This is a genomic window from Streptomyces sp. NBC_01497 (assembly GCF_036250695.1).
Classification (GTDB): Bacteria; Actinomycetota; Actinomycetes; order Streptomycetales; family Streptomycetaceae; genus Streptomyces.
This window is the reverse complement of sequence record NZ_CP109427.1, coordinates 538,277-558,724: the sequence shown is the minus strand read 5'-3', so window position 1 is coordinate 558,724 and position 20,448 is coordinate 538,277. Positions and strand designations below refer to the sequence as shown.

Below are 20,448 nucleotides of genomic sequence, written 5' to 3'. Positions count from 1 at the left end.
GCAGGACGCGTCACGAACCCCTTCTCCTGTGTCCTCACGCGCCGTTGCTCCCCCCGACGGACCAGCGGTCGAGCTGCGGCAGCCGCCCCAGTTTGCCGGTGTGCCACGGCTCGGTACCGGTGCTCTCCCACGCCCGGAACGGGACCCGCAACTCCTCGCACAGGTACTGGACGGCGAAGCGGCCGGTGGACGCGGCCCGGATCAGGCCGCCCATGCCCACCCACTGCCCCGCCATGGAGAAGCCGGCGAGTCCTGGCAGCCTCATCCGGTCCTTGCCGACGAGGTCCGCCGTCACGTCGTCGGCTTCCGAGAAGGCCTTCCACGCGAGGATCGATCCGTTGTGGTTGCCGGTGTAGCGCCTGGTCGTCGCGGGCGAGGCCACGTCCACCAGCTCGATCCGGGGGGCCGTGCCGGGCCAGCGCTCCTCCAAGAAGCGCCGCACGAACGCCGCCACCTCCCGTTTGCGCTCCCAGTAGGCTCTGCGGTCGGTGCGGCGCAGGGTCCTCCAGTAGGCGTAGTCGCTGAAGTAGGTGCAGTGGACGACCGACTTCCCGGGCGGGGCGAAACCGTCCGAGTAGCGGCTGCGCAACTGGACGACCAGGCTGTTCTGCAGCGCGCCGGGCAGCGCACCGGCCGCCGCCGGGAGGAGATACGTGGTGCTGTGGGCTTCCTGCTCCGGCAGATCTCCCCGGATACCGACGAACGCCGATACCACGGCGGGGAACAGGGTTCCCGGGCGGTGCAGCAGGCCGGTGTAGAGCTTGTCGATCCGCGCCCCCGTGTACCGGCCGGCCAGCAGTTCGTAGACGGTCGTGCGGCCGTCGCAGGCCGACACCACGTGGTCGGCGAAGTACCTTCTGCCATCGCGGAGTTCGATCCCTACGGCCCGGTCTCCTTCGACCAGTACCTTCTCGGTGCGGGCGCGGTAGGTGACCGTGCCGCCGAGCCCGGTGTACCGCTCCTCGATCGACCGGGCGAGCCCCAGCGAACCACCCTGCGGGAAACCCGCGTTGCCGTGGTACGCGCTCGCCATGTTGAACAGGTACGGGAGCAGCGGGAAGCCGTCCGGATCCTGGAAGAAGATGTTCCGGAACGCCCTGCGCAGCAGCGGGTCCTCGAACCGGTCGGCGAACCGGTGCATCGGCGTCGCCGCGGTCCGCCACAGGAGACGGAACACCGGCAGTACCGTGCGAGCAGTCGCCGCCCTCTCCCGTACGGTCCGCAGGGCGGGCGCGGTCAGGAACGGGTACAGCTCGATGTCCGTGAACCGCCGCAGGTCGCGGCAGAAGGAGCGGATCAGCCGCGTGTCCGCCGGCGAGATCCGCGTCAGGTGCTCCTCCAGGCGCGCCGGGTCGTTGTAGAACGTCACCGACCGGCCGTCCTCGTCCACCACCTTGTTGAACAGGTCGAAGTTCGTGATCGTCTTGCCGTCCAGCGCGCCCAGCTCGCCCCACAGGCGGTTGGCGTCGTTGCCGGGGGCGGTTCCGATCAGCCACTCGATGCAGTAGTCGAAGAGGTATCCGTCGCGCGACCAGGCCGTGCAGCAGCCGCCGGGAAGGACGTGCTTCTCGAAGACCCGGGACCGCAGCCCGCTCATCTGCGCGTAACAGCCCGTGGACAGGCCCGCCACCCCCGCTCCGACCACGATGACGCGGGGTGCGCTGCCCGGTGCCCGCTCCCTGCTGCCCCAGTCCGCCTCGTCCTCATCCCGCATGGCCGGCCTCCCCCGTCAGGAGGGCGCGCACGAGGGCGGCGTTGTGGGGGAGGTGCTTGGGGTCGAGCATGTCGGCGTGGGACCCCGATCCGCGCAGCACACGGGTCGCGTGAGTGGAGCTGCCGTACCAGGAGCCCGGGGCGCCCGCGGCGTACAGGTCGGCCTTGTCCTCGTCGCTCACGACACCCACAGGGGCGCTCACCGTCCCGGTGTTGGGGGTTCTGCCGCAGAAACCCAGGTACTCCGCCGCGTGTTCGAGCACGGTGGCGGTGACGATCCGCGACCCCGTGTGCTTGTACAGGTGGAGACCGAGCTCCGCCTCGAACGTCTCGATGCTCTCCTTGCCTGGCTCGTACGGTTCGAGGACGCGCCGCGCGTCGAGCACCACGACATGACCGACCCGCCGCCCACGGCCTTCGAGTTCCTTGGCCACTTCGAAGGCGAGGTTGCCGCCGAGCGAGTACCCGAGCAGGTGGCAGGGACCCTCGGGCACGACGGACTCCACGAGGTCCGCGTAGCGGGTCACCTTGTCCTCGCCGGGCAGGTAGTTGAAGGCGACGACCCGGTACTCCGGCAACTCCGCCGCGAACAGGCGGTAGACGAGACCGTGGCCGCCGGCCGGCGGGAAGCAGAAGAGGGGCGCTCCCCGTTGCGAGTTGAAGCTCAGACAGGGAAGCTCCTCGGCTGCCGTGCCGGTGACGACCTCCTCCACGGCGGCGGCCATGCCGTGCAGCGTCGTGCTCCGGTACAGGCGGCTGACGGGGACGGCGGCGCCGAACTCGGCCCGCAGGTGGTGGAGCAGCTCGATGAGCTTGATGGAACTCCCGCCGGACTCGAAGAAGTCGTCACCGAGACCGGCCCGTTCCCTGCCGAGCAGTGCCTCCCAGTGCCGGGCCAGGGCGACCTGGTAGAGGGTCACCGGGGCTTCGTACGCCTGCTGCCGGTCGTCGCCCCCCGGCGGTGGGAGCGCCCCGACGTCCACCTTTCCGTGGGCGGTGAGCGGCAGTTCGGCCAGCTCGGCGACGTGCGAGGGCACCATGTGGGAGGGCAGCACGTCCGCGAGGTGGCGGCGCAGCGCACGCCGGTCCAGCGTCGCACCGGGCTCCGCCACGCAGTAGGCGCACAACGTCGCCTCCCCGGCCGCGTCCGGGCGGACCGCCACCACTGCCCGGGCGAGCCCCGGCCACCCCGCCAGATGCGCCTCGATCTCCCCGATCTCGATGCGGTGGCCGCGCAGCTTGACCTGGTTGTCGCCGCGCCCGAGCAGGTGCACCCGGCGCTGCCCGTCCCAGCGCGCCAGGTCGCCCGTCCGGTACAGCCGGACCGGCGAGGCCCCCGGCCGCCGGCTGAGGGTACGGGTCACGAAGCGGCGCGCCGTACGCTCCGGGTCCCCGGCGTACCCGAGCGCGACCCCCTCCCCTCCGATCCACAGCTCACCCGGCACGCCGGGCGGGACCGGTTCGCCGTACGGGTCGAGGACGTGGAGCGTGCTGTTCGGCAGCGGCCGGCCGATCGGCACCATCAGACCGGGCTCCAGGTCGTCGACGGCTCCTTCGAAGAAGGCACTGTCGACGGTCGCCTCGGTGAGGCCGTACGAGTTGATCACGCGGGTGTCCGGGCCGCACAGATCGCGCAGCCGCCGGTACTCCGCGACCTTCCAGGCATCGGAACCCACCACCAGCAGGCGCAGGAAGTCGAGCCGGACACCGTCGCGTTCGCAGTGGTCCATCAGGCCACGGACGACAGCGGGGACGAACTCCGCACAGTCGACCCGTTCCGCCCGCATCGTGCGGTGCAGGCGCGCCGTGTCGAAGACCAGGTCGCGGTCGGCCAGCACCAGAGTGCCGCCCGAGCACAGGGCACGCACCAGGTCCCCGGTGAACACGTCGAACGAGGGTTCCGCCATCTGCAGGTGCACCCGTACGCCGTCCCGCAGCCGGTACGCCCGCAGCCAGGCCCCGTACGCGGAGGCGAGGGCGCGGTGGCTGACGCGCACGGCCTTGGGGCGGCCGGTGGAGCCCGAGGTGGTGACGACGTACGCGGGGGAGTCCGGGTCGGCCGCGCCCCCCGGATCCGGCCCGTCGCTCTCGTGCGCACGCAGGGCCCCCGGCGTCACCACGGTGGCCGGGAGCCCCGCCGCCCACGGGACGCGGACGTCGTCGACGACGATCAGTGCGGCCCCGGAGGCGCGCAGGACGTGCGCGACGCGGTCGGCGGGCTGATCCGGATGGACCGGCAGGTAGGCGCCTCCCGCCTTGAGGACCGCGAGCAGTGTGACGATCAGCTCCGGGGACTTGTCCATGCAGAGCCCGACGACCGAGCCCGCCGTGACACCCAGCTCGCGCAGCCGGCGGGCCCGGGAGGCGGCCCGGCGCTCCAGGGCCCCGTACGTCAGCCGCTTCGCCCCGCCGCGCGGCGAGGGGAGCGAGACCGCGACGTCCCCGGGGTGCGCCGCGGCCACCTCGGCGATCAGTTCGTGGACGGCCCGGTGCGGGTCCGGTGTCCGCTCGGCGCGGTCGGGCAGTGCCGTGGCGCCACTCCACTCGGTCACCAGCCGCTCCCGCTCGCTCTCTCCGAGCATCGCCAGGCGCGGGGTGGGCAGGTGCGACGGCGCCCGGGTCATGCCGTCGAGCAGGTGGACGAAGTGGCCGGCCATGCGGCGCGCGGTCTCCGGCAGGAAGAGGCCGGTGTTGTACTTGAGGACGCAGTGGAACCGGCCCTCGGCCTCGTCCTCGTACGCCGACAGGGTGATGTCGAACTGGCCTTCCTCCTCGGGTAGTTCGATGTACTCCAGTCGGTAGCCGTACTGCTCGGTGGCCACCTTGTGGGTGAGCAGGATGAACATCGCCTGGAACACCGCGGAGCGGCTCGGGTCGTGCTGGAGTCCCAGCTGCTCCACGAGTAGGACGAACGGGTACTCCTGGTTGTCGAGGCCGTTCAGGACGGTCGTGCGGACCTGATCCAGCAGTTGTGCGACGGTGGGCCCCGCCGACAGGTCCGCGTGCAGCGGGAGCGGGTTGACGAAGTAGCCGTAGACGGAGGCGAATTCCTGCTGCGTCCGACCGGTCACCGGGGAACCGACGACGATGTGGTCCTGCCCGGAGTAGCGGTGCAGCAGGAGGTAGTAGGCGCTCAGGAGGACCATGAACGGTGTCACGCCGTGCTCCCGCGCCAGACCATGGACCCGGGCGCTGAGAGCGGCGTCGAGCACGAAGAACTCGGAGGCGCCGTTGTGCGTCTGCACGGCGGGCCGGGGCTTGTCGGCCGGCAGGTCCAGCAGGGGCACCTCGACGGGCAGATGGGAGCGCCAGTACGCGAGCATCCGGCGGGCCTCGGGGCCTGCCAGGAAGCGGTTCTGCTGGTTCAGGAAGTCCAGGTAGCGCGCCGGCACCGGCGACAGGGAGGGCTCCCGTCCCTGTTTCAACGCCTCGTACACGGAGAGCAGTTCTTCGATGAAGGTGAACGTCGAGACGGCGTCCGAGACGATGTGGTGGACGGCCTTCATGATGATCCAGCGGTCCCGCTCGCGCCGGAAGAGGCGGAAGCGGACCAGCGCGTCCCGCTGAAGATCGTACGGACGCCGGTACTCCCGGACGATCGTCCGCCGGATGTCCTCCCACTCCTGGCCCCGGACGTCGAACAGGGCGAGGTCGGGTTCCGTGCCGGACATGATCCGTTGCACCGGCCGGCCGTCGATCAGGGGGAAGGACGCGCGCAGTACGGGATGGCGCTCGATGAGCCGGCGTACGGCCTCGAACATCAGGTCCGGGTCGAGTTCCGCCCGTACCTGAACCGCGCCGCCGATGTTGTACGCGAACCCGTCGGGGTTGAGCTGCTTGAGGAACCAGAGTGCCTTCTGGTTCTGGGTCAGGGGGTGGTCCCGCTCGTCGGTGAACACCTCCACCGCGGACTCCGCCACTGACTCCGTCGCCGCCGCCTTGCCGTCGTCGGCGGACTCGGCGGACTCGGCGGCCACCCGGTCGGTCAGCGCGTCGTACAGCTGAGCGGCGAGTTCCCCGGCGGGTATGCCGCTGAGCAGGGCGACCACCGGCAGGGCGATGCCCAACTCCGCCTGCACCCTGGCCCGCAGCTCCATCGCGAGCAGCGAGTCGAGGCCCAGCGCGCCGAGCCCGGTCGACGGGTCGATCCCGTCGGCCGCCGTGCGCAGGACACCGGCGGCGAGCGCGGCGAACCGCTCGGCCACCAGAACACGCCGCTCGGCCTCACCGGCGGCCCGGAAGGCGCCCAGGAAGCCGCCGCCGGACGCGGCGACCGGCTCCCGCGCAGCCGAGGCGAGTTCGCCGACCAGCGGGGGCGGGGAGTCGTACCAGGCGAGGAAGGCGGGCCAGTCGACGACCGTGGCGACGAGGAGCTGGGCCCGGTCCTGGCCGATGACCCGCTCCAGGACGTTCATGCCGACGTCCGGGGGCAGCGAACTCATGCCGCGGCTGTGCAAGTAGTGCTCCACGAGGCCGAGTTCCTCGATCATCCCCGTGGCCCACGGGCCCCAGTCCAGACTCAGCGCGGGCAGACCGCCCGCCCGGCGCCGATGGGCGAGGGCGTCCAGAAAGGCGTTGCCCGCCGCGTAGTTGGTCTGGCCCGCCGTCGTCAGGAGGGAAGCGATCGACGCGAAGAGCACGAAGTGCTCCAACGGCTCGTCCCGCAGATACCTGTCCAGCAGGTACGCCCCGACGGCCTTGGGGTCGTACACCGCGTCGAACGTCCGCCGGTCCATGTCGGGGACCCGGGTGTCCCGCACCTGGCCTGCCAGATGGAACACACCCCGGACGGGAGGCGCGCCACAGCGCCGGTGCTCCTCGACCCAGGCGGACAGGGCGTCCTCGTCGGTGACGTCGAGGGGCACGGGAACCGCTTGCGCGCCGAGGGCCTCCAGTTCCCTCAGCAGGGCGACGGCCCGGCCCTGCGCCGTCGCGGGATCGACGGCCGGCCATTCCTCGCGCGGGGGCACGGGGGTGCGGCCCATCAGCACGAGCCGGCGGGCACCGCGCTTGACGAGTGTCCGGCACAGCAGCCGGCCCAGCGCCCCGAACGCTCCGGTGACCAGGTAGCTCCCGTCCGGGCGCAGCCGCAGCGGCAGCGGCCGGGTCAGTCCCCCGGCGGGTACGAGGCGGCTCGTCGCGCGACGGCCGCCGCGCAGGCCGATCTCCTCCTCGTCCTCGATGAGGAACTCACGGAGCAGGGCCTCGGCGTCCGTCCGGTTCCCGGCCGGGCCGGGTTCCCGCGCGGGATCGAGGTCGACCAGTTTGCCCCGGTGGCCCGCCAGTTCCTGGTGCCGGAGCACGCGGGCGACTCCCCAGGCCGGGGCCGCCGGCGGCTCTACCGCCTCTCCCGGCGACACGGGCTGGGCACCCCGGGTGACGACGTGCAGCCTCCCACCGGAGGGTCGGTCGAGGAGGATCCCGGCGAGCGCGACGAGGGAGTACGCCCCGGCGCCCGCGGCCCCCGTGAGGTCGTTTCGCCGACAGTCGGCGAAGCGCGGCAGGTCGAGGTTCCACAGGTGGACGACCGTCCCGCGAAACGGCGTGCCGTCCTGGTCGAGGTCGGCGAACAGCCGCTCCAGCTGGGCGGCGGAACCGGGCATCACGGTGAACTCGCCGCCCTCACGGCCGTAGACGGTGCCCGCCCGCACCGTGCGGCAGCGGTCCCCGCGCGCCGTCGCGAGTTCGGCGAAGGCGTCCCCGACGCCGTCGCGGTCGGTGAGGACCAGCCAGTCCTGGCGTTCACCGGCGAGCGTCCCGTCCGCGCCGTCCCCGGCCTCCTGCCAGGGGCGGTCGATCCACGCGGGTTCGGCGAGCCAGCCGTCGATCGTGCTCCGCGAGACGGCCGTCGAGGCCTTCTCCACGTCGGCCGCGCGGAAGCCGCGCAACCAGCCGAGCGCCGTTTCGTCCTCGGCGTACAGGGACAGGTCACCGACCAGTTCGTCCCCGTCGTTCCTGGACACCGTGCCGTGCACCCACAACGGCCGATCGCCGACCGGCGCGACGCTCATCTCGTCGAGCGACAGCGGAAGCCGGATGCCGGTGGTCGGCGGCGGCGCGTCCTCGGCGGGGATCCCCGGCGTCAGCAGGGACTGGAAGCAGGCGTCGAGGAGCACGGGATGGATGTGGTGGCGGGCCGCGTCGTCGCCGATCGCCGCGGGCGGCCGCACCCGTGCCAGGACCTCGTCGGCGCCGATCCAGACCTCCTCGATGGCCTGGAAGGCGGGCCCGTAGTGGTAACCCAGGGCGGCCAGACCCGCGTAGCACTCCGCGCCGCGCAGGTGCCGCCGGCTGCGGCCCCGTACGGCGTCGGTGTCCAGCGCCGGCCCGGGGGAGCGCCGCTGCCCGGTGCGGATCACCCCGCTCGCGTGCACGGCCCGCTCCGTGTCGGGGCCCTCGGGTACGGAGGCGATGGTGAAGTCCCCGTTCTCCAGGGAGACGGACAACTCGACGGTGCGGGACGCGTCCTCGGCCAGGAAGAGCGCCTTGCGCAGGTCGACGGCGGCCAGTACGGCGTCCGTGCCCCCGGTCAGCGCCCGCACGGCCTGGGCCGCCATCTCCAGGTAGCCGGCCGCGGGGAAGACCACCGTGCCCTGCACGCCGTGGTCGGCGAGGTACGGCAGTGTCTCGGTGTCGAGCCGGGCCTGCCAGGACGGCTCCGCGTGATCCGTGCGCCGGCCGAGCAACGGGTGGTCGAGCCGGCCGAGGCGGACCTGCTCGACGCCCCGGGGCTCCGTCCAGTACCGGTCGCGCCGCCACGGATAACGCGGCAGCGGGACCGTGGCGCCGACGGGCTGCAGCACGTCCCACGCGACCCCGGCGCCGAGGGTGTGCAGCGTGGCCAGGGAGACGGCGAAGCGCTCCGGCTCGTCCTCGGCGCGGCGCACCGACGGCAGCGCGACACCCGTGTGCCCCGCGTTCTGCAGGCATTCGCGGATCGCGTGTCCGAGCACGGGGTGCGGTCCGATCTCCAGGAACAGACGGTGGCCCTCGTCGGCGAGGGCGTCCACGGCGGCACGGAAGCGCACCGTGTCACGCACGTTCTTCCACCAGTACCCGGCGCCCAGGTCGGCGCCGTCGGCCACGCCCTCCTGTGCTGTCAGCCGTACCGGCAGCCGTGCGGGACGCGGCGCGAGAGGGGCGAGTGAGGTCAGCAGTTCGTCCTTGATGCTCTCCATCGCGGCGCTGTGGTAGGGGACCTGCACCGCGAGGAACGTGGCGAAGACCCCCTCCGCCCGCAGTTCCCCGGCCAGCTCGGTGAGGGCTGTCGCGTCCCCGGCCAGGGTGGTCGACAGCGGGCTGTTGACGGCGGCCACGGAGACCTTGCCGCCGTGGGGCACCACCCGTCTCCCCGCCTCTTCCTCGGGCAGTCCGACGGCGAGCATGGTGCCGCGTCCGGCCAGCGTGTGCTGCAGGCGGCTGCGGTGCACGACGATGCGGACCGCGTCCCGCAGCGAGTAGACACCCGCTTCGTGGAAGGCGGCGACCTCCCCGGTGCTGTGGCCCACGACGGCGTCCGGGCGGACACCGTACGAACGCCACAGCGCCGCCAGGGCGATCTGCAGGGCGAAGTTGGCCGGCTGCGCGAGCCAGGTCTCGGACATCCGCGAGGTGTCCGGCCCGGCCGCCATCTCGTCCATGAGCGACCAGCCGGCGATGCTCCTGATCTCCCGGTCGCACGCCGTGAGCACGTCCCGGAACACCGGCTCGCTCGCCAGCAGGCCCCGGCCCATCCCCCACCACTGCGGACCCATGCCGGTGAAGACCCAGACCAGGCGCCGCTCGTGCGCGTCCCGTTGCTTTCCCCGGACCGCCCTCGGATGGGGCTCGCCCCGCACGTACGCCGCCAGAGCCTCCTCCAGCGACGCCCGGGAGGAGTAGACGACCGACAGCCGCGATTCCAGGTGCTGGCGCCGGTGCGCGAGCGTGTGTCCGAGATCGGCGAGGCCGACCGCGGGACCGTTGTCCCCGGCGAGTTCGCGGCGGATGCCCGCCGCCATCTCCGCGAGCGCGTCCGGGTGCCGTGCCGACAGCGGAAGGACGCTCCACTCCCGCTCGGTGCGCTCGGCGGCCTCGGTGCGGCCGACACGGCCGGTGTGCCCGGTGTGCGGGGCAGCGGCCCGGGCGGCGGGGGCCTCCTCCAGGACGACATGGGCGTTGGTGCCGCCGAAGCCGAAGGAGTTCACCCCGGCCCGCGCCGGTCCCTCGACGTCCGGCCAGGCGGTGACGCGGGTGGGGATCTCGTACGGGGCACTGCCGAGGTCGATCGCGGGGTTGATCTCCGTGAGGTTGATGTGCGGGGGGATCGTGCGGTGTTCGAGCGCCAGCGCGGTCTTGATCAGCCCGGCGATGCCGGCCGCCGCCTCGGTGTGCCCGATGTTGGTCTTCACCGAGCCGACGTAGCACGGCGCCCCCGGGGCGCGCCCGACGGCGAGCGCGCGGGCCAGCGCGTCGGCCTCGATCGGGTCGCCGACCGGCGTCGAGGTGCCGTGGGCCTCCATGTACTGGAGGTCACCGGGACTCACACCGGCCTCGGCGCACACCCGGCGCACGAGCGAGACCTGGGCCTCCCCGTTGGGGACGGTGATGCCGTTGGTCCGGCCGTCCTGGTTCACCCCGCTGCCGAGGATCACGGCATGGACCGGGTCCCCGTCGGCGAGGGCGTCCTCCAGCCGCTTGAGCGCGACCAGGCCGACCCCCTCGGCGCGTACGTAGCCGTCCGCCGCCGCGTCGAACGTACGGGAGCGGCCTCCCGGCGACAGGAAGCCGCCCTTCGTCTCCGCGACGGTGTACTGCGGGGCCATGTGCAGCAGCACGCCGCCCGCGAGGGCGAGATCGCTCTCGCCCCCCTTCAAGCTCTGGCACGCCAGGTGGACGGCCACCAGGGAGGAACTGCACGCGGTGTCGATCGAGAGGCTGGGTCCGCGGAAGTCGAACGAGTGCGAGATCCGGTTCGACACCATCGTCATCATGGTGCCGGTCGCGGTGTGCGCGGCGAGCGTCTCGAAACTCAGATCGGCGAACTGCAGGATCTTGTAGTCCAGCGTGAACGCGCCGACGTAGACAGCGGTGTTGCTGCCGGCCAGCTCGGCGGGCCGCAGACCGCCGTCCTCCAGTGTCTCCCACGCCACTTCGAGCAGTTTGCGCTGTTGCGGGTCCATGTGGTCGGCCTCGCGCGGACTGATGCCGAAGAAGGCGGGTTCGAACTCGTCGAAACCGTCGATGTATCCGCCCCTGCCGCCGGCCAGGCGACCGGGCTTGTCCCGGTGGCGGCTGCGCAGCGTGCCGACGTCGTAGCGGTCCGCCGGCGTGGGCGTGAGACAGTCCTTGCCGTCCAACAGGTTCCGCCAGAAGGCCCGGTGGTCCGATGCTCCGCCGGGCATGCGGCAGCCGATGCCGATGATCGCGACTTTGCCCCTCGAAGCGTCGTTGTTCGCGACAGCCACGTTCGCACACTCCTCCAGTGGAAGCGCCGCTCGAAGGCAGCGCGCAGTCAGCGGTGCGGAGCCCCGTGGGCCCGGTTCAGGCGGTCTCGCCGCCGGGCCTTCGCATGCGGCGGCGCAGCGGATGCAGGAGACTCGCGAGGATCTCGCCGGTCCCGGGGAACGACGAGGTGTCGCCGAGCCCGATTCCGGCCGGTTGACGGCCGGGCCGCCAGGTGAAGCTTCCGAAGAGGTGGTCCCAGCAGGAGAGATCGGATCCGTAGTGGCCCGCCTCGGACAACTCCGTGCTGTGGTGCATCCGGTGCTGTTCGGGGCTGGCCAGGACGTGGTTGAGAGGGCCGATCCGCACGTCGATGTTGGCGTGGACGAAGTACCCCTGCGCCACGACGAAGAGTCCGGTGGCGAGTACGGATCTGCTGGAGAACCCCGCCAGTGCCAGGGTGAGTTGGACGGCCCCCTGAGCGAGGACGATGTCGAGGACGTGGTTGACGCCGTTGTTGGCGACGTTGACCTTCCGCGGCACGTGGTGCACACCGTGCAGCCGCCACAACAACGGGCTGGCGTGCTCCAGCCGGTGCACCAGGTAGCTCGCCAGCGAACCCCCCAGCAGGGCGAGCGGGATCTCGGCCCAGAGCGGTAGAGCGGGGTGGGCGGGCGACAGCGTCCTGACCGACCGGGTCACCAGGAACTGGGCCAGCGCGCCGCCTGCCATGGTGAGCAGGAAGTAGACGCCGTACCACCGCCATTCCGCGCCGTCGGGATGCCACTCCCGCTGATGGGGGATGAGCCGTTCGAGGGCGGACAGGTAGAGCACGGTGCCCAGCAGGAAGAGCGGGCTGACCCGGCCGGGGTCCCAGTGGCCCGTCAGCGAACCTGCGGCCGTCAGTACGGTGGCCGCGAGGAGCAGCGGATAGGAGACAGTGCGAAGGACCGCCCGGCACCTTTCAGGGAATGTCTTCCCCGCGCGAAGGTGCGCCGGATGATTGACGCATTCGATGTGCCGTTCGTCTTTGTGCACCCGCAACACCTCCGTAAGAAGTGATATCGGTCCCGCCGCCTTCGGCATCGGCCGTGGCAGGTCCGTGGATTCGGGCACGGAAGCCACAAGAGGCGTACGGGATGGGCGACATGCGCCGTGATAATGAGGATGCCGGGTGCAACGCACAGGCCTGACGGGGCGAACCGCAATTTCCCCCGAGCACCTGCGCCGGCTTGACTGATACTTTTCCTCTTTCGGCGGCTTCAACCCTCGCCCGACCACTGGATGAGCATTCCCCCGGAGCGCCGTACCGAATGTCTCCTTCATTGAACAGGAAATCCGCCCGGGGCGGAATGAAAAAGGAGCCGGCTGTCGCCGGTGTGAGTTACTTAGTATTCTTTTCGCACTTGCTTTTCTCCGCTCCGGACCCGTGCGCGCCCGTTTCCTGCGCCCAGCGCGTACGCCCCGGTGTGTGACGGTGTGTTCGCCGAGGCTCCGGTGGGTCGCGCCCGGCTACGAGGCGCCTCGTGGGCCGCGACGGGCTCGGGTGCCGGGGCCCTGGACGGGTGCGGTGGCGACCGGGCGGCGGCTTGTTGTCGCGTGGCCCGAAGGACCCTCCCGTGCTTCGGCGTTGTCGGGTGCCGTCCGTTCGGCGATCGGGCGGGGACGGCCTCGATGGGACCGGGGGGTTCGCGTGAACGTCGCGTCCCGTGAAGGGGCGGCGGTGTCCCGCCACAGTGCGGAGCCGCCCTCCACGCTCCGCCCTCCAGCCTTTGCTTGATCTATCGATATTCGATAGATTCCCATCGCAAGTCGATGGAAGGACGAATCGTGGGAAAGCTGACAGTGGGTGCGCTGCGCGCCGTGATCGTTGTGGTGTTCACCGGCACCGTGCTCGTACAGGTGTTGATGGTCTGGGTGCTGGCCACCGGCCCGCAGGGCGGGACGCTCCCGCTGACGCCGATGCGCGTGATCGCGATCCTGGGCATGGTGGCCGTCCAGGTCGCCGTGGTCAGCGTGTGGCGGCTGGTCACGATGGTGCGACGCGGAACCGTGTTCTCCCACGCCGCCTTCCGGTACGTGGACGCCGTGATCGGCGCGATCGTGGGCGCTGCCCTCCTGTGGTTCGCGGTCACGGCCATCAATGCGCCGGGCCAGCGGGCCGACCCGGGCGTCACCGTCATCATGGGCGGGATCGGCCTGGCCATCCTGGGGGTCGCGCTCATCGTGCTCGTGCTGCGGATGCTGCTCGCCCAGGCCGTCCTGCGCGATGTCGAAGCAGCGCAGATGCAGGCCGAGTTGGACGGGGTGATCTGATGCCGATCGCCGTCGACATCGACGTGATGCTGGCCAGGCGGAAGATGTCCGTGGGCGAGCTCGCGGACCGCGTGGGGATCACGCCCGCCAACCTGGCGGTACTCAAGAACGGCCGCGCCAAGGCGGTGCGTTTCGCGACGCTCGCCGCGCTCTGCGAGGTGCTCAGGTGCCAGCCGGGCGATCTGCTGCGCTGGGAGCCCGAGGACGAAGCGGAGGGGTGACGCGCCCGAGGCGGAGACATCACCGGGCGCCGGGGGACGTTGCCGGGCGGCTGGACCTCATGGACGCGGGTCGCATCGACCGTCCCGAGCCCGTTGGCCGTGCGTCGGCTGACGTGCCGTAGGGCCCTTCGGAGCCGGCCGCTTCCGGGCGGCCGTACGTGCCCGGACGTCGGCCGGCGAGGCCGGCGGGGGTGAGCGCAGGGCTGCGGCGGCCCGCGTGTGTCCTGAGGCCAGCCGTCGGTGTTCGGTGTGACGGCAAGCGTCCGCAGTGTAGGGGCCAGGCACTCCACGTCCGAGTCGGAAAGGGGTGCGAGGAACCGGCGCTCGTCTCCTGACGGGTGTGCTCCGCGCGGCGCAGGCAGTCCCGGCCCTTCGCCGTCAACCGCACGGTGCTCTTGCGCCGGTCCTGGGCACTGCGGCGGCGCGGAAAAGGGCCGCGCCACGGCGCCCTCCGCCCAGGTCGTCGACGGAGGTGGTCGGGTGGCCCGTGGCCCGCCTCGTGGTGCGCGACCCACCGTGACCTTCGATGAGTGCAGCGGTTCGGGCCGCGTCGAGCCGGCGGCCGGCGCGGTGTCCTGCGATCATGATGGCGCCTCGGCCGTGGCCCGCGTCGGGGAGGGCGGTGGCCGTCGGAGTCGAAGCAGAGGAAGAGACCATGGCAGAGGTCCGGACCGTGACGTTGCCCTCCGGAGCGCGGGTGCCCGCCCTGGGGCAGGGCACCTGGCACATGGGGGACGATCCGGCGCGGCGCGCGGAGGAGGTCCGGGCCCTGCGGCGGGGCCTCGACCTCGGGATGACGCTGATCGACACGGCGGAGATGTACGGAAGCGGTGCCGCGGAGGAACTGGTCGGCGAAGCGGTCCGGGGCCGCCGGGACGACGTGTTCCTCGTGAGCAAGGTGCTGCCGTCCCACGCGGACACGAGGGGCACCGTCGACGCCTGCCACGCCAGCCTGCGCCGGCTGGGCACCGACCGGATCGATCTCTACCTGCTGCACTGGCGGGGAAGCGTACCGCTCCGCGAGACGGTCGAGGCCTTCGAACGCCTCGTGTCGGAAGGCAGCATCGGGTCGTGGGGTGTGAGCAACCTGGACACCGACGACCTCGCCGAGCTGCCGGACGGGGCTCTCCCCGCGACCGACCAGGTGCTCTACAACCTCACGCGGCGCGGCCCGGAATACGACCTGATCCCTCGGTGCCGGGAACTGGCCGTCCCGGTCATGGCCTACTCGCCCGTGGAGCAGGGCCGGTTGCTGGGGCACCGGGCGCTCGCCGCCGTCGCGACCGCGCACGGGAAGAGCACCGCCCAGGTGGCGCTCGCCTGGGTGCTGCGGCACGACGACGTCATCGCCATCCCCAAGGCGTCCACCGTCGCGCACGTCGAGGAGAACCGCGCCGCGCTCGACCTGCGCCTGACGGCGGAGGACTTCGACGCGCTGGACCGCGCGTTCCCGCCTCCGACCCGCAAGCAGCCCCTCGACGTCCTGTGACTCCGCCCGTGGGTCCACCGGGCAGCGAAGGGAACGTCCCGCCCGGAAGTAGTCCCGACGCCCGCGAGCGCCGATCAGCCGGGAGTCGACGGTCGCCTTCGCCGGGGGCTCCCGGTCGCCTTCCTGGGAGGACTCCCGCAGTCCTGGTCTCTCCCTCTCCGTGCTCCGCGGACCGTTTGCCTGCCGTCATCGCGGAAACGTGAGGACCATGTCGTTCATCGGAAAACTCAAGCGCAAGCGGGCGGAGCAGGTCGAGCAGCGCCGTACGGAGGCCACGCTGAACGCGGCCGCCGCGGGCGCCACACCGGAGCAGGCTAAGCGCGCCGGCGACCGCGCGGCGCGCGGCAACACCAATGCCGCCATCACGAGTGCCATCAACACCTGAGCCGGTGCCCGCGGCAGGGGACGTCGGCAGGAAGAAGCGCCCGAGGGCCGGCCCGAACACGCCGGTGACTCCGTGACCAGGGTCGGCCCGCACGATCGGCCGGTGCGGCCTGCCCGAAGCAAGGGCAGGACGGTCAGCGGCTGCGCTCGTGCTGGGCCCTGACGGTGTGTTCCACGAACTCCCGCGCGGCTTTCTCCAGGCGTTCCCTGAGGGTGAAGAACAGGTCGGCCGCGCGGATGCCGTGCCAGCCCTCGGGCAGGAGTTCCTCGGGCAGCCCGGGGTCGAGGTAGGGCAGATGGCGCCAGTCCGTCAGCAGGCGCACGTAGTCGACGAAGGCGGTGTGCCCGTCAGGGACACCCCGGTACCCGTTCCAGCGCCGCAGCGCCGGTGTGTGCTCCGTGAGGAAGGTCGCGTAAAGGGCTTCGAGTTCGTCCAGGTCCCACCACTGCCGCACCTTCTCCCGTACGTTCCCGAAGGCCAGGTGGTCGGCGCGGAACAGGTCCGCGTAGCCGTCGAGTCCCAGGCCCCGCAGGGTCTCGATCGTGGTGTCGCGGAGGTGGGCGGGGGCGATCCACACGCCCGGTGCGGCCGTCCCGAAGCCGAGGCGGCCGAGCCGGGAGCGCAGGAGATGGCGCTTGCTGCGCTCGTTCTCCGGTACGGAGAACACCGCGAGGAGCCAGCCGTCGCCGACCGAGGCCCGCTCGCGCCGGAAGATCCGCTGATCCCCCTCGCGCAGAATGGCGAGCCCTTCCGCCGACAGCGCGTAGCCTGCCGCGTCACGGCGTTCGGCCTGCAGGACACCGCGGCGTTTCAGGCGCGAGATCGAGGAACGGACTGCCGCGCTGTCGACCCCCAGGTCCCCGAGGAGATCGATGATCGAGGCGACCGACAGCCAGCCGCCGTCCATGCGCGCGTACAGGCCGTACACGGTCACGATGAGCTGCCGGGGCTGGGCGGTGCTGGTCAGGGCATCGGTGTCGGGTCGGTTGTGTGCGGTCGTCACAGCCGGACAGTATCCCTCACCGTCTCCGCGCCCGCCCTCACCGGCCCACGCCCTCGCGTCACCTGTCCGCGGCTCCCACCGGGCCCGGGTCTCCGGCCCGCCGCCGGACCGGTCACGGGCGGTGGCGAGCCGGGCCCTCTCGCGTGGACGGGGGCGTGAGTCCGTGTGCTGGTGGCGTCCGGTCTTCAGGGACGTGTCGCTGACGCCGTGTCGTGTCCGGCCCGGTCCGCGCGCAGAGGCTTCTCGAACAGGGTGAACGACTTGGGCGCGCCGCCCGGCTGCGGCTTGCTCGCCTTGTGGCCGACGACGCGGTAGCCGTCCGCCGCGTAGTACGCGTTCAGGCGGGCGTTGCCCGCGAGGCAGTCCAGCCGTACGAACACCCGCCCCGAGGCCGCCACACGGCGTTCCGCGGCGCGGAGCAGCAGGCGCCCGGTCCCCGGCGGGGCGCTGTGGCGGTCCACCATCAGTCGGTGCACGTAGCCCGCGACCGGTGGCTGCGGCCCCCACGCCTCGCCGTCCTCCCACCACAGCTCCCAGGCACCGGCCACGCGCCCGCCGGCCTCGCCGAGCCAGACCTCGCCGCCCCTGGCCATGACGTCGTGGAAGTGGTCCTCGTCCAGCTCACCGGGGTGCCACTGGCCGGTGATGCCCCGGGCGAGCATCCATCGGGCCGCGTCGTCGCGCAGACGAACGAGTGCGGTGAGGTCGGATTCGTCCGCGAGGCGGAGGTACAGATCATCCACCGCGTGATCCTCGCACTTCTCGGCAGGGATCACCGGGCGCCGAACCGCCGTGGGTGCGCCCCGATGCCGGCGTACCGGTCCGGGGGCAGAAGGGAGCCGAGGCCGTCGTGGCCCGCTACGCCGTCGGCGCCGACGGCATGCCGGCCCGGCGGCCCCCATGAGTGAACGCGTCCTGCCGCAAGGGAGTTGACCGAACACGTCAGCCGCAACAGGTGAGATGACGCCTCGTCATATGTGAGGCGTCGTGCGCGGACAGCCATCGTCTTGGCCCGGCGTTGAACATTCCGCACTCGGCTCGTTACCGGAGCCTGGTGGGATGACATCAACTGCTCGTACTTCACAGGGGAGTTGCTGTACCGCGCGAGTCCGCCCCCGTGGCTCCGGCCCGCGCGGCCCATCCGCACGACCTCACACATGAAGGACGGACCTGACACCATGCGCATCACCAGAGCGGCCGCGGTCGGCGTCGCCGCCGCAGGACTTGTCGGAATGGGACTGGCCGCCGCGCCGGTCGCGTCGGCCGCACCGGCCGCCGCGCCCGCCAGGGACTGCAGCAGCGGCTTCGCGTGCCTCTACTACAACTCCTCGTCGAACGGGTACGGGGCGGTCTTCGCCACCGCGGCGAACATCTCCGACTACAACATCTGGTACTTCTCCGCGGGCAAGAACGGAAGCAGCGGCGCCGGCGTCGTCGTGAAGAACAACGCGGCGTACGTGGACAACCGGAGCGACCAGACCTACCGCGTCTACTACAACAGCGGCTACAGCTGTGCGGTGGCGTGCCAGGACATCCCCGCCGAGGGCGGTGCGAACCTGAACGCCTCGCTGAAGAACAACAACGCGTCCGGCAAGTTCCTGTGACGCGCGGCCGGGGGAGGGTCCGTTCCACCTTCCCCCGGCTCGTTCTCGCACGGCCACCCCGAGAGACAGGACACATGACCATGCGCCGCCCGGCCGCCCTGCCCGCCCTCGGGTGCGCCGTCCTCCTGCTGTCGGCCTGCTCCTCCGCGTCGCCCTCGCCCATCACCCCCACGACGGCGTCCTCACGGGGGGTCCCGGTGCTGACCGATGCCAACCACCGGCCCATGCCCCTGGATCCGTACCTCCTCGATCCGCAGCAGACGAAGACGATCAGCGAGGGCTACTCGACCCTGGTCTCCCGGTGCATGCGACGATTCCGCTACGACTACGCTCCGCCTGTCGAGGGTGCCGATCCCACCGGCATCGGCGCCGACGCTCCCACCACGCGCATGGACGGCTACTTCGGCTTCCAGACCATGGCGCACGCCAAGACCTGGGGCTATCACCCGGAAACCGCGGCCCCGGAGGGCGGATCATCGCCCGCCCCGCGGACGGCCGGTGAGACCACCGCCCTGACCGGCACGTCGGACCCGGACAGCAAGTACGGCCCCGGCGGGCAGAAGATCAACGGTCGCGCGGTCCCCGACCACGGGTGTGTCGGGGAGGCGAACCGGCTTCTGACCGGCAGCGTCACGGGCACCGCCGGCAACCCGGACTTCGTGGTGTCCCTCAAGTTCGACACACTGACCAAGGGACAGCGGGACCCGCGGACACGTGCTGTGTTCACGGCCTGGTCGACCTGCATGAAGGGCAAGGGACTGACCTACGCGGACCCGCTCGCGGCGCTCGGCGACCCCCGCTGGTCGACGGCGGCCGGCCCGACCGGCGCGGAGCTGCGGGTAGCCGTGGCCGACCAGGAGTGCCGCCACGACACCAACGTCGTCGGCGTCTGGTTCGCGGTCGACTACGGCTACCAGCAGGACGCGGTACAGCTGAATCGCGCGCGTCTGGCCACGGTGCGAAGCGCGATGGCGGCCCAGCTCGCGGCGGCGCGCCGGGCCCGGTCCACGCGCTCGTAGGTCGGGCGATGTGCGGCCGGCGGGAAACCGCGGCCCGGCGCAAACCGTGGCCCCGGCGGAGACCGGGCGGCTCCGACGGTTCGCCCGGTTCGGACGGAGGCAGCGGCACCCGCGTGCCGCGCCGCTCAGCCGGCCTGCCGCGCCGCGGCTTCCTCGGTCCGCGCACCGGCGGTGCTCAGCGTTCCGCCCGATGTCTCAAGGTGTGCGCGCACGAACCACTGGAACTGTTCCAGGGCGCGCAGCTGCCCGATGAGGAGATCCTCCGTGGCGGTGTCGATGCGGCCGACTTCCTCAATGGCCTTCCTGACATCCTCGACGACGCCCGTGTAGACGAGGTCCAGAGCACCGAGGTGGGCGATGGCGTCGGCCCTGCCCACGCTGTAGTCCTCCCACGTGCGTCCGGCGACGAGCGCGCCGGGCGTGCCCTGCGCGACCCCGCCGAGGGCGGCCATCCGCTCGGCCACGTCGTCGGCCATGTCGCGCACCTGGTCGACCTGGGGGTCGAGCATCTCGTGCACGGCGATGAAGTGGGGTCCCACCACATTCCAGTGGACGTGCTTCAGAGTGAGATGGAGGTCGTTGAGCGCGTGCAGACGTGTCTGCAGCGTGCTGATGATCTCGCCCGCCTGTTCGACGCTGATGCCGGGGACGGTGTAGCGGGGGGTCTGGTTCTGGGCCACGGGATCGCTCCTGTCGTAGACGTGCTCTGTCGTCACACCGCGTACCCGGCGTGTCGCGGTTCATGACACGGTCGGTGTCACCTTCCGCCACCGCCCGGAGCCGGGGAACGGCTGCTCGGCTGCTCAACGCGGCGCCCTCGGCAAAACCGGGGCCCGGCCCCCTGACGCGGTGCCGATGCCACTGTCGGCGGGGCACGGGCCACCTCCGTGCCGACGTGGCCCCCGGCACGCGGATATCGCCGCTGCTCTGCGCGGATCGGGCGCGTGCCCGGTACGGAGATGATCCGAACCGGGCACGGAGCGGACCGGCTCAGTGGCGCCCGTGCGCGGAATCCGCGGCGCCACCGAAGAGACGAGCGACGAGACGGAAGGGCAGGGTCACCACGGTTGCCACGGCGCTGCCCACCGTGCGGAAAACGTCCGCGATTGCTGTGAACACGGTGTGGCCTCCTTGAACGGTATGAACGATACGAATCGGGCGAAGGGGTTATAGCCCCCTTCTTGCCCGGTGGGGTCGACTACCCCTGATCACCGTTCGTACTCCGGAACAAGGGACAACGATCGCGCACACCGGTCCGTCCCGGTGGGATCCTGC

The 20,448-nt window shown here is 71.7% G+C and carries 13 protein-coding genes; 6 read left to right on the top strand and 7 right to left on the bottom strand.

The genetic code is table 11. The annotated features are described in order from the left end of the window. Positions 1-34 precede the first annotated feature (34 nt). From OG310_RS02450 to OG310_RS02440, 3 genes are all read right to left on the bottom strand, one after another. Positions 35-1,714, bottom strand: a complete 1,680-nt coding sequence (locus tag OG310_RS02450) for a phytoene desaturase family protein (protein ID WP_329454202.1) — start codon at positions 1,712-1,714, stop codon at positions 35-37. After that, complete coding sequence (locus tag OG310_RS02445; RefSeq protein ID WP_329454201.1) at positions 1,704-11,159, bottom strand: non-ribosomal peptide synthetase/type I polyketide synthase; 9,456 nt, start codon at positions 11,157-11,159, stop codon at positions 1,704-1,706. The genes OG310_RS02450 and OG310_RS02445 overlap by 11 nt, the downstream gene beginning before the upstream one ends. Positions 11,160-11,235: 76 nt before the next feature. Further along, complete coding sequence (locus OG310_RS02440) at positions 11,236-12,063, bottom strand: sterol desaturase family protein (protein WP_329459994.1); 828 nt, start codon at positions 12,061-12,063, stop codon at positions 11,236-11,238. A gap of 903 nt (positions 12,064-12,966) precedes the next feature. On the opposite strand from OG310_RS02440, the gene OG310_RS02435 reads away from it, so the two are divergent. From OG310_RS02435 to OG310_RS02420, 4 genes are all read left to right on the top strand, one after another. After that, the gene (locus OG310_RS02435; protein WP_329454200.1) at positions 12,967-13,452 is read left to right on the top strand and encodes a DUF2975 domain-containing protein; all 486 of its coding nucleotides are present in this window, start codon (positions 12,967-12,969) and stop codon (positions 13,450-13,452) included. Continuing rightward, a complete protein-coding gene (locus OG310_RS02430; protein WP_329454199.1) occupies positions 13,452-13,673 on the top strand; it encodes a helix-turn-helix domain-containing protein in 222 nt (73 codons plus the stop codon). The genes OG310_RS02435 and OG310_RS02430 overlap by 1 nt, the downstream gene beginning before the upstream one ends. A gap of 655 nt (positions 13,674-14,328) precedes the next feature. Further along, positions 14,329-15,162, top strand: a complete 834-nt coding sequence (locus tag OG310_RS02425) for an aldo/keto reductase (protein WP_329454198.1) — start codon at positions 14,329-14,331, stop codon at positions 15,160-15,162. Between the two features lie 208 nt (positions 15,163-15,370). Next, positions 15,371-15,547, top strand: coding sequence for a hypothetical protein (locus OG310_RS02420; RefSeq protein ID WP_329454197.1), 177 nt, complete (start codon positions 15,371-15,373; stop codon positions 15,545-15,547). 133 nt (positions 15,548-15,680) lie between these two features. Here the strand turns inward: OG310_RS02420 and OG310_RS02415 are convergent, their stop codons facing one another. Then, positions 15,681-16,550: a PaaX family transcriptional regulator gene (locus OG310_RS02415; RefSeq protein WP_329454196.1), complete on the bottom strand. Its 870-nt coding sequence runs from the start codon at positions 16,548-16,550 to the stop codon at positions 15,681-15,683. A gap of 185 nt (positions 16,551-16,735) precedes the next feature. Further along, a complete protein-coding gene (locus OG310_RS02410; RefSeq protein WP_329454195.1) occupies positions 16,736-17,293 on the bottom strand; it encodes a GNAT family N-acetyltransferase in 558 nt (185 codons plus the stop codon). A gap of 414 nt (positions 17,294-17,707) precedes the next feature. Between OG310_RS02410 and OG310_RS02405 the strand changes: the two genes are divergently transcribed. After that, the gene (locus OG310_RS02405) at positions 17,708-18,154 is read left to right on the top strand and encodes a peptidase inhibitor family I36 protein (protein WP_329454194.1); all 447 of its coding nucleotides are present in this window, start codon (positions 17,708-17,710) and stop codon (positions 18,152-18,154) included. A gap of 74 nt (positions 18,155-18,228) precedes the next feature. Then, a complete protein-coding gene (locus tag OG310_RS02400; RefSeq protein ID WP_329454193.1) occupies positions 18,229-19,173 on the top strand; it encodes a hypothetical protein in 945 nt (314 codons plus the stop codon). A gap of 125 nt (positions 19,174-19,298) precedes the next feature. Here OG310_RS02400 and dps read toward each other — a convergent pair whose 3' ends face one another. Beyond that, positions 19,299-19,853 carry a DNA starvation/stationary phase protection protein Dps gene (gene dps, locus OG310_RS02395; protein ID WP_329459993.1) on the bottom strand — a complete coding sequence of 185 codons (555 nt, stop codon included), beginning with the start codon at positions 19,851-19,853 and terminating at the stop codon, positions 19,299-19,301. A gap of 310 nt (positions 19,854-20,163) precedes the next feature. Beyond that, positions 20,164-20,292 carry an LPFR motif small protein gene (locus OG310_RS02390; protein WP_329454192.1) on the bottom strand — a complete coding sequence of 43 codons (129 nt, stop codon included), beginning with the start codon at positions 20,290-20,292 and terminating at the stop codon, positions 20,164-20,166. Positions 20,293-20,448 lie beyond the last annotated feature (156 nt).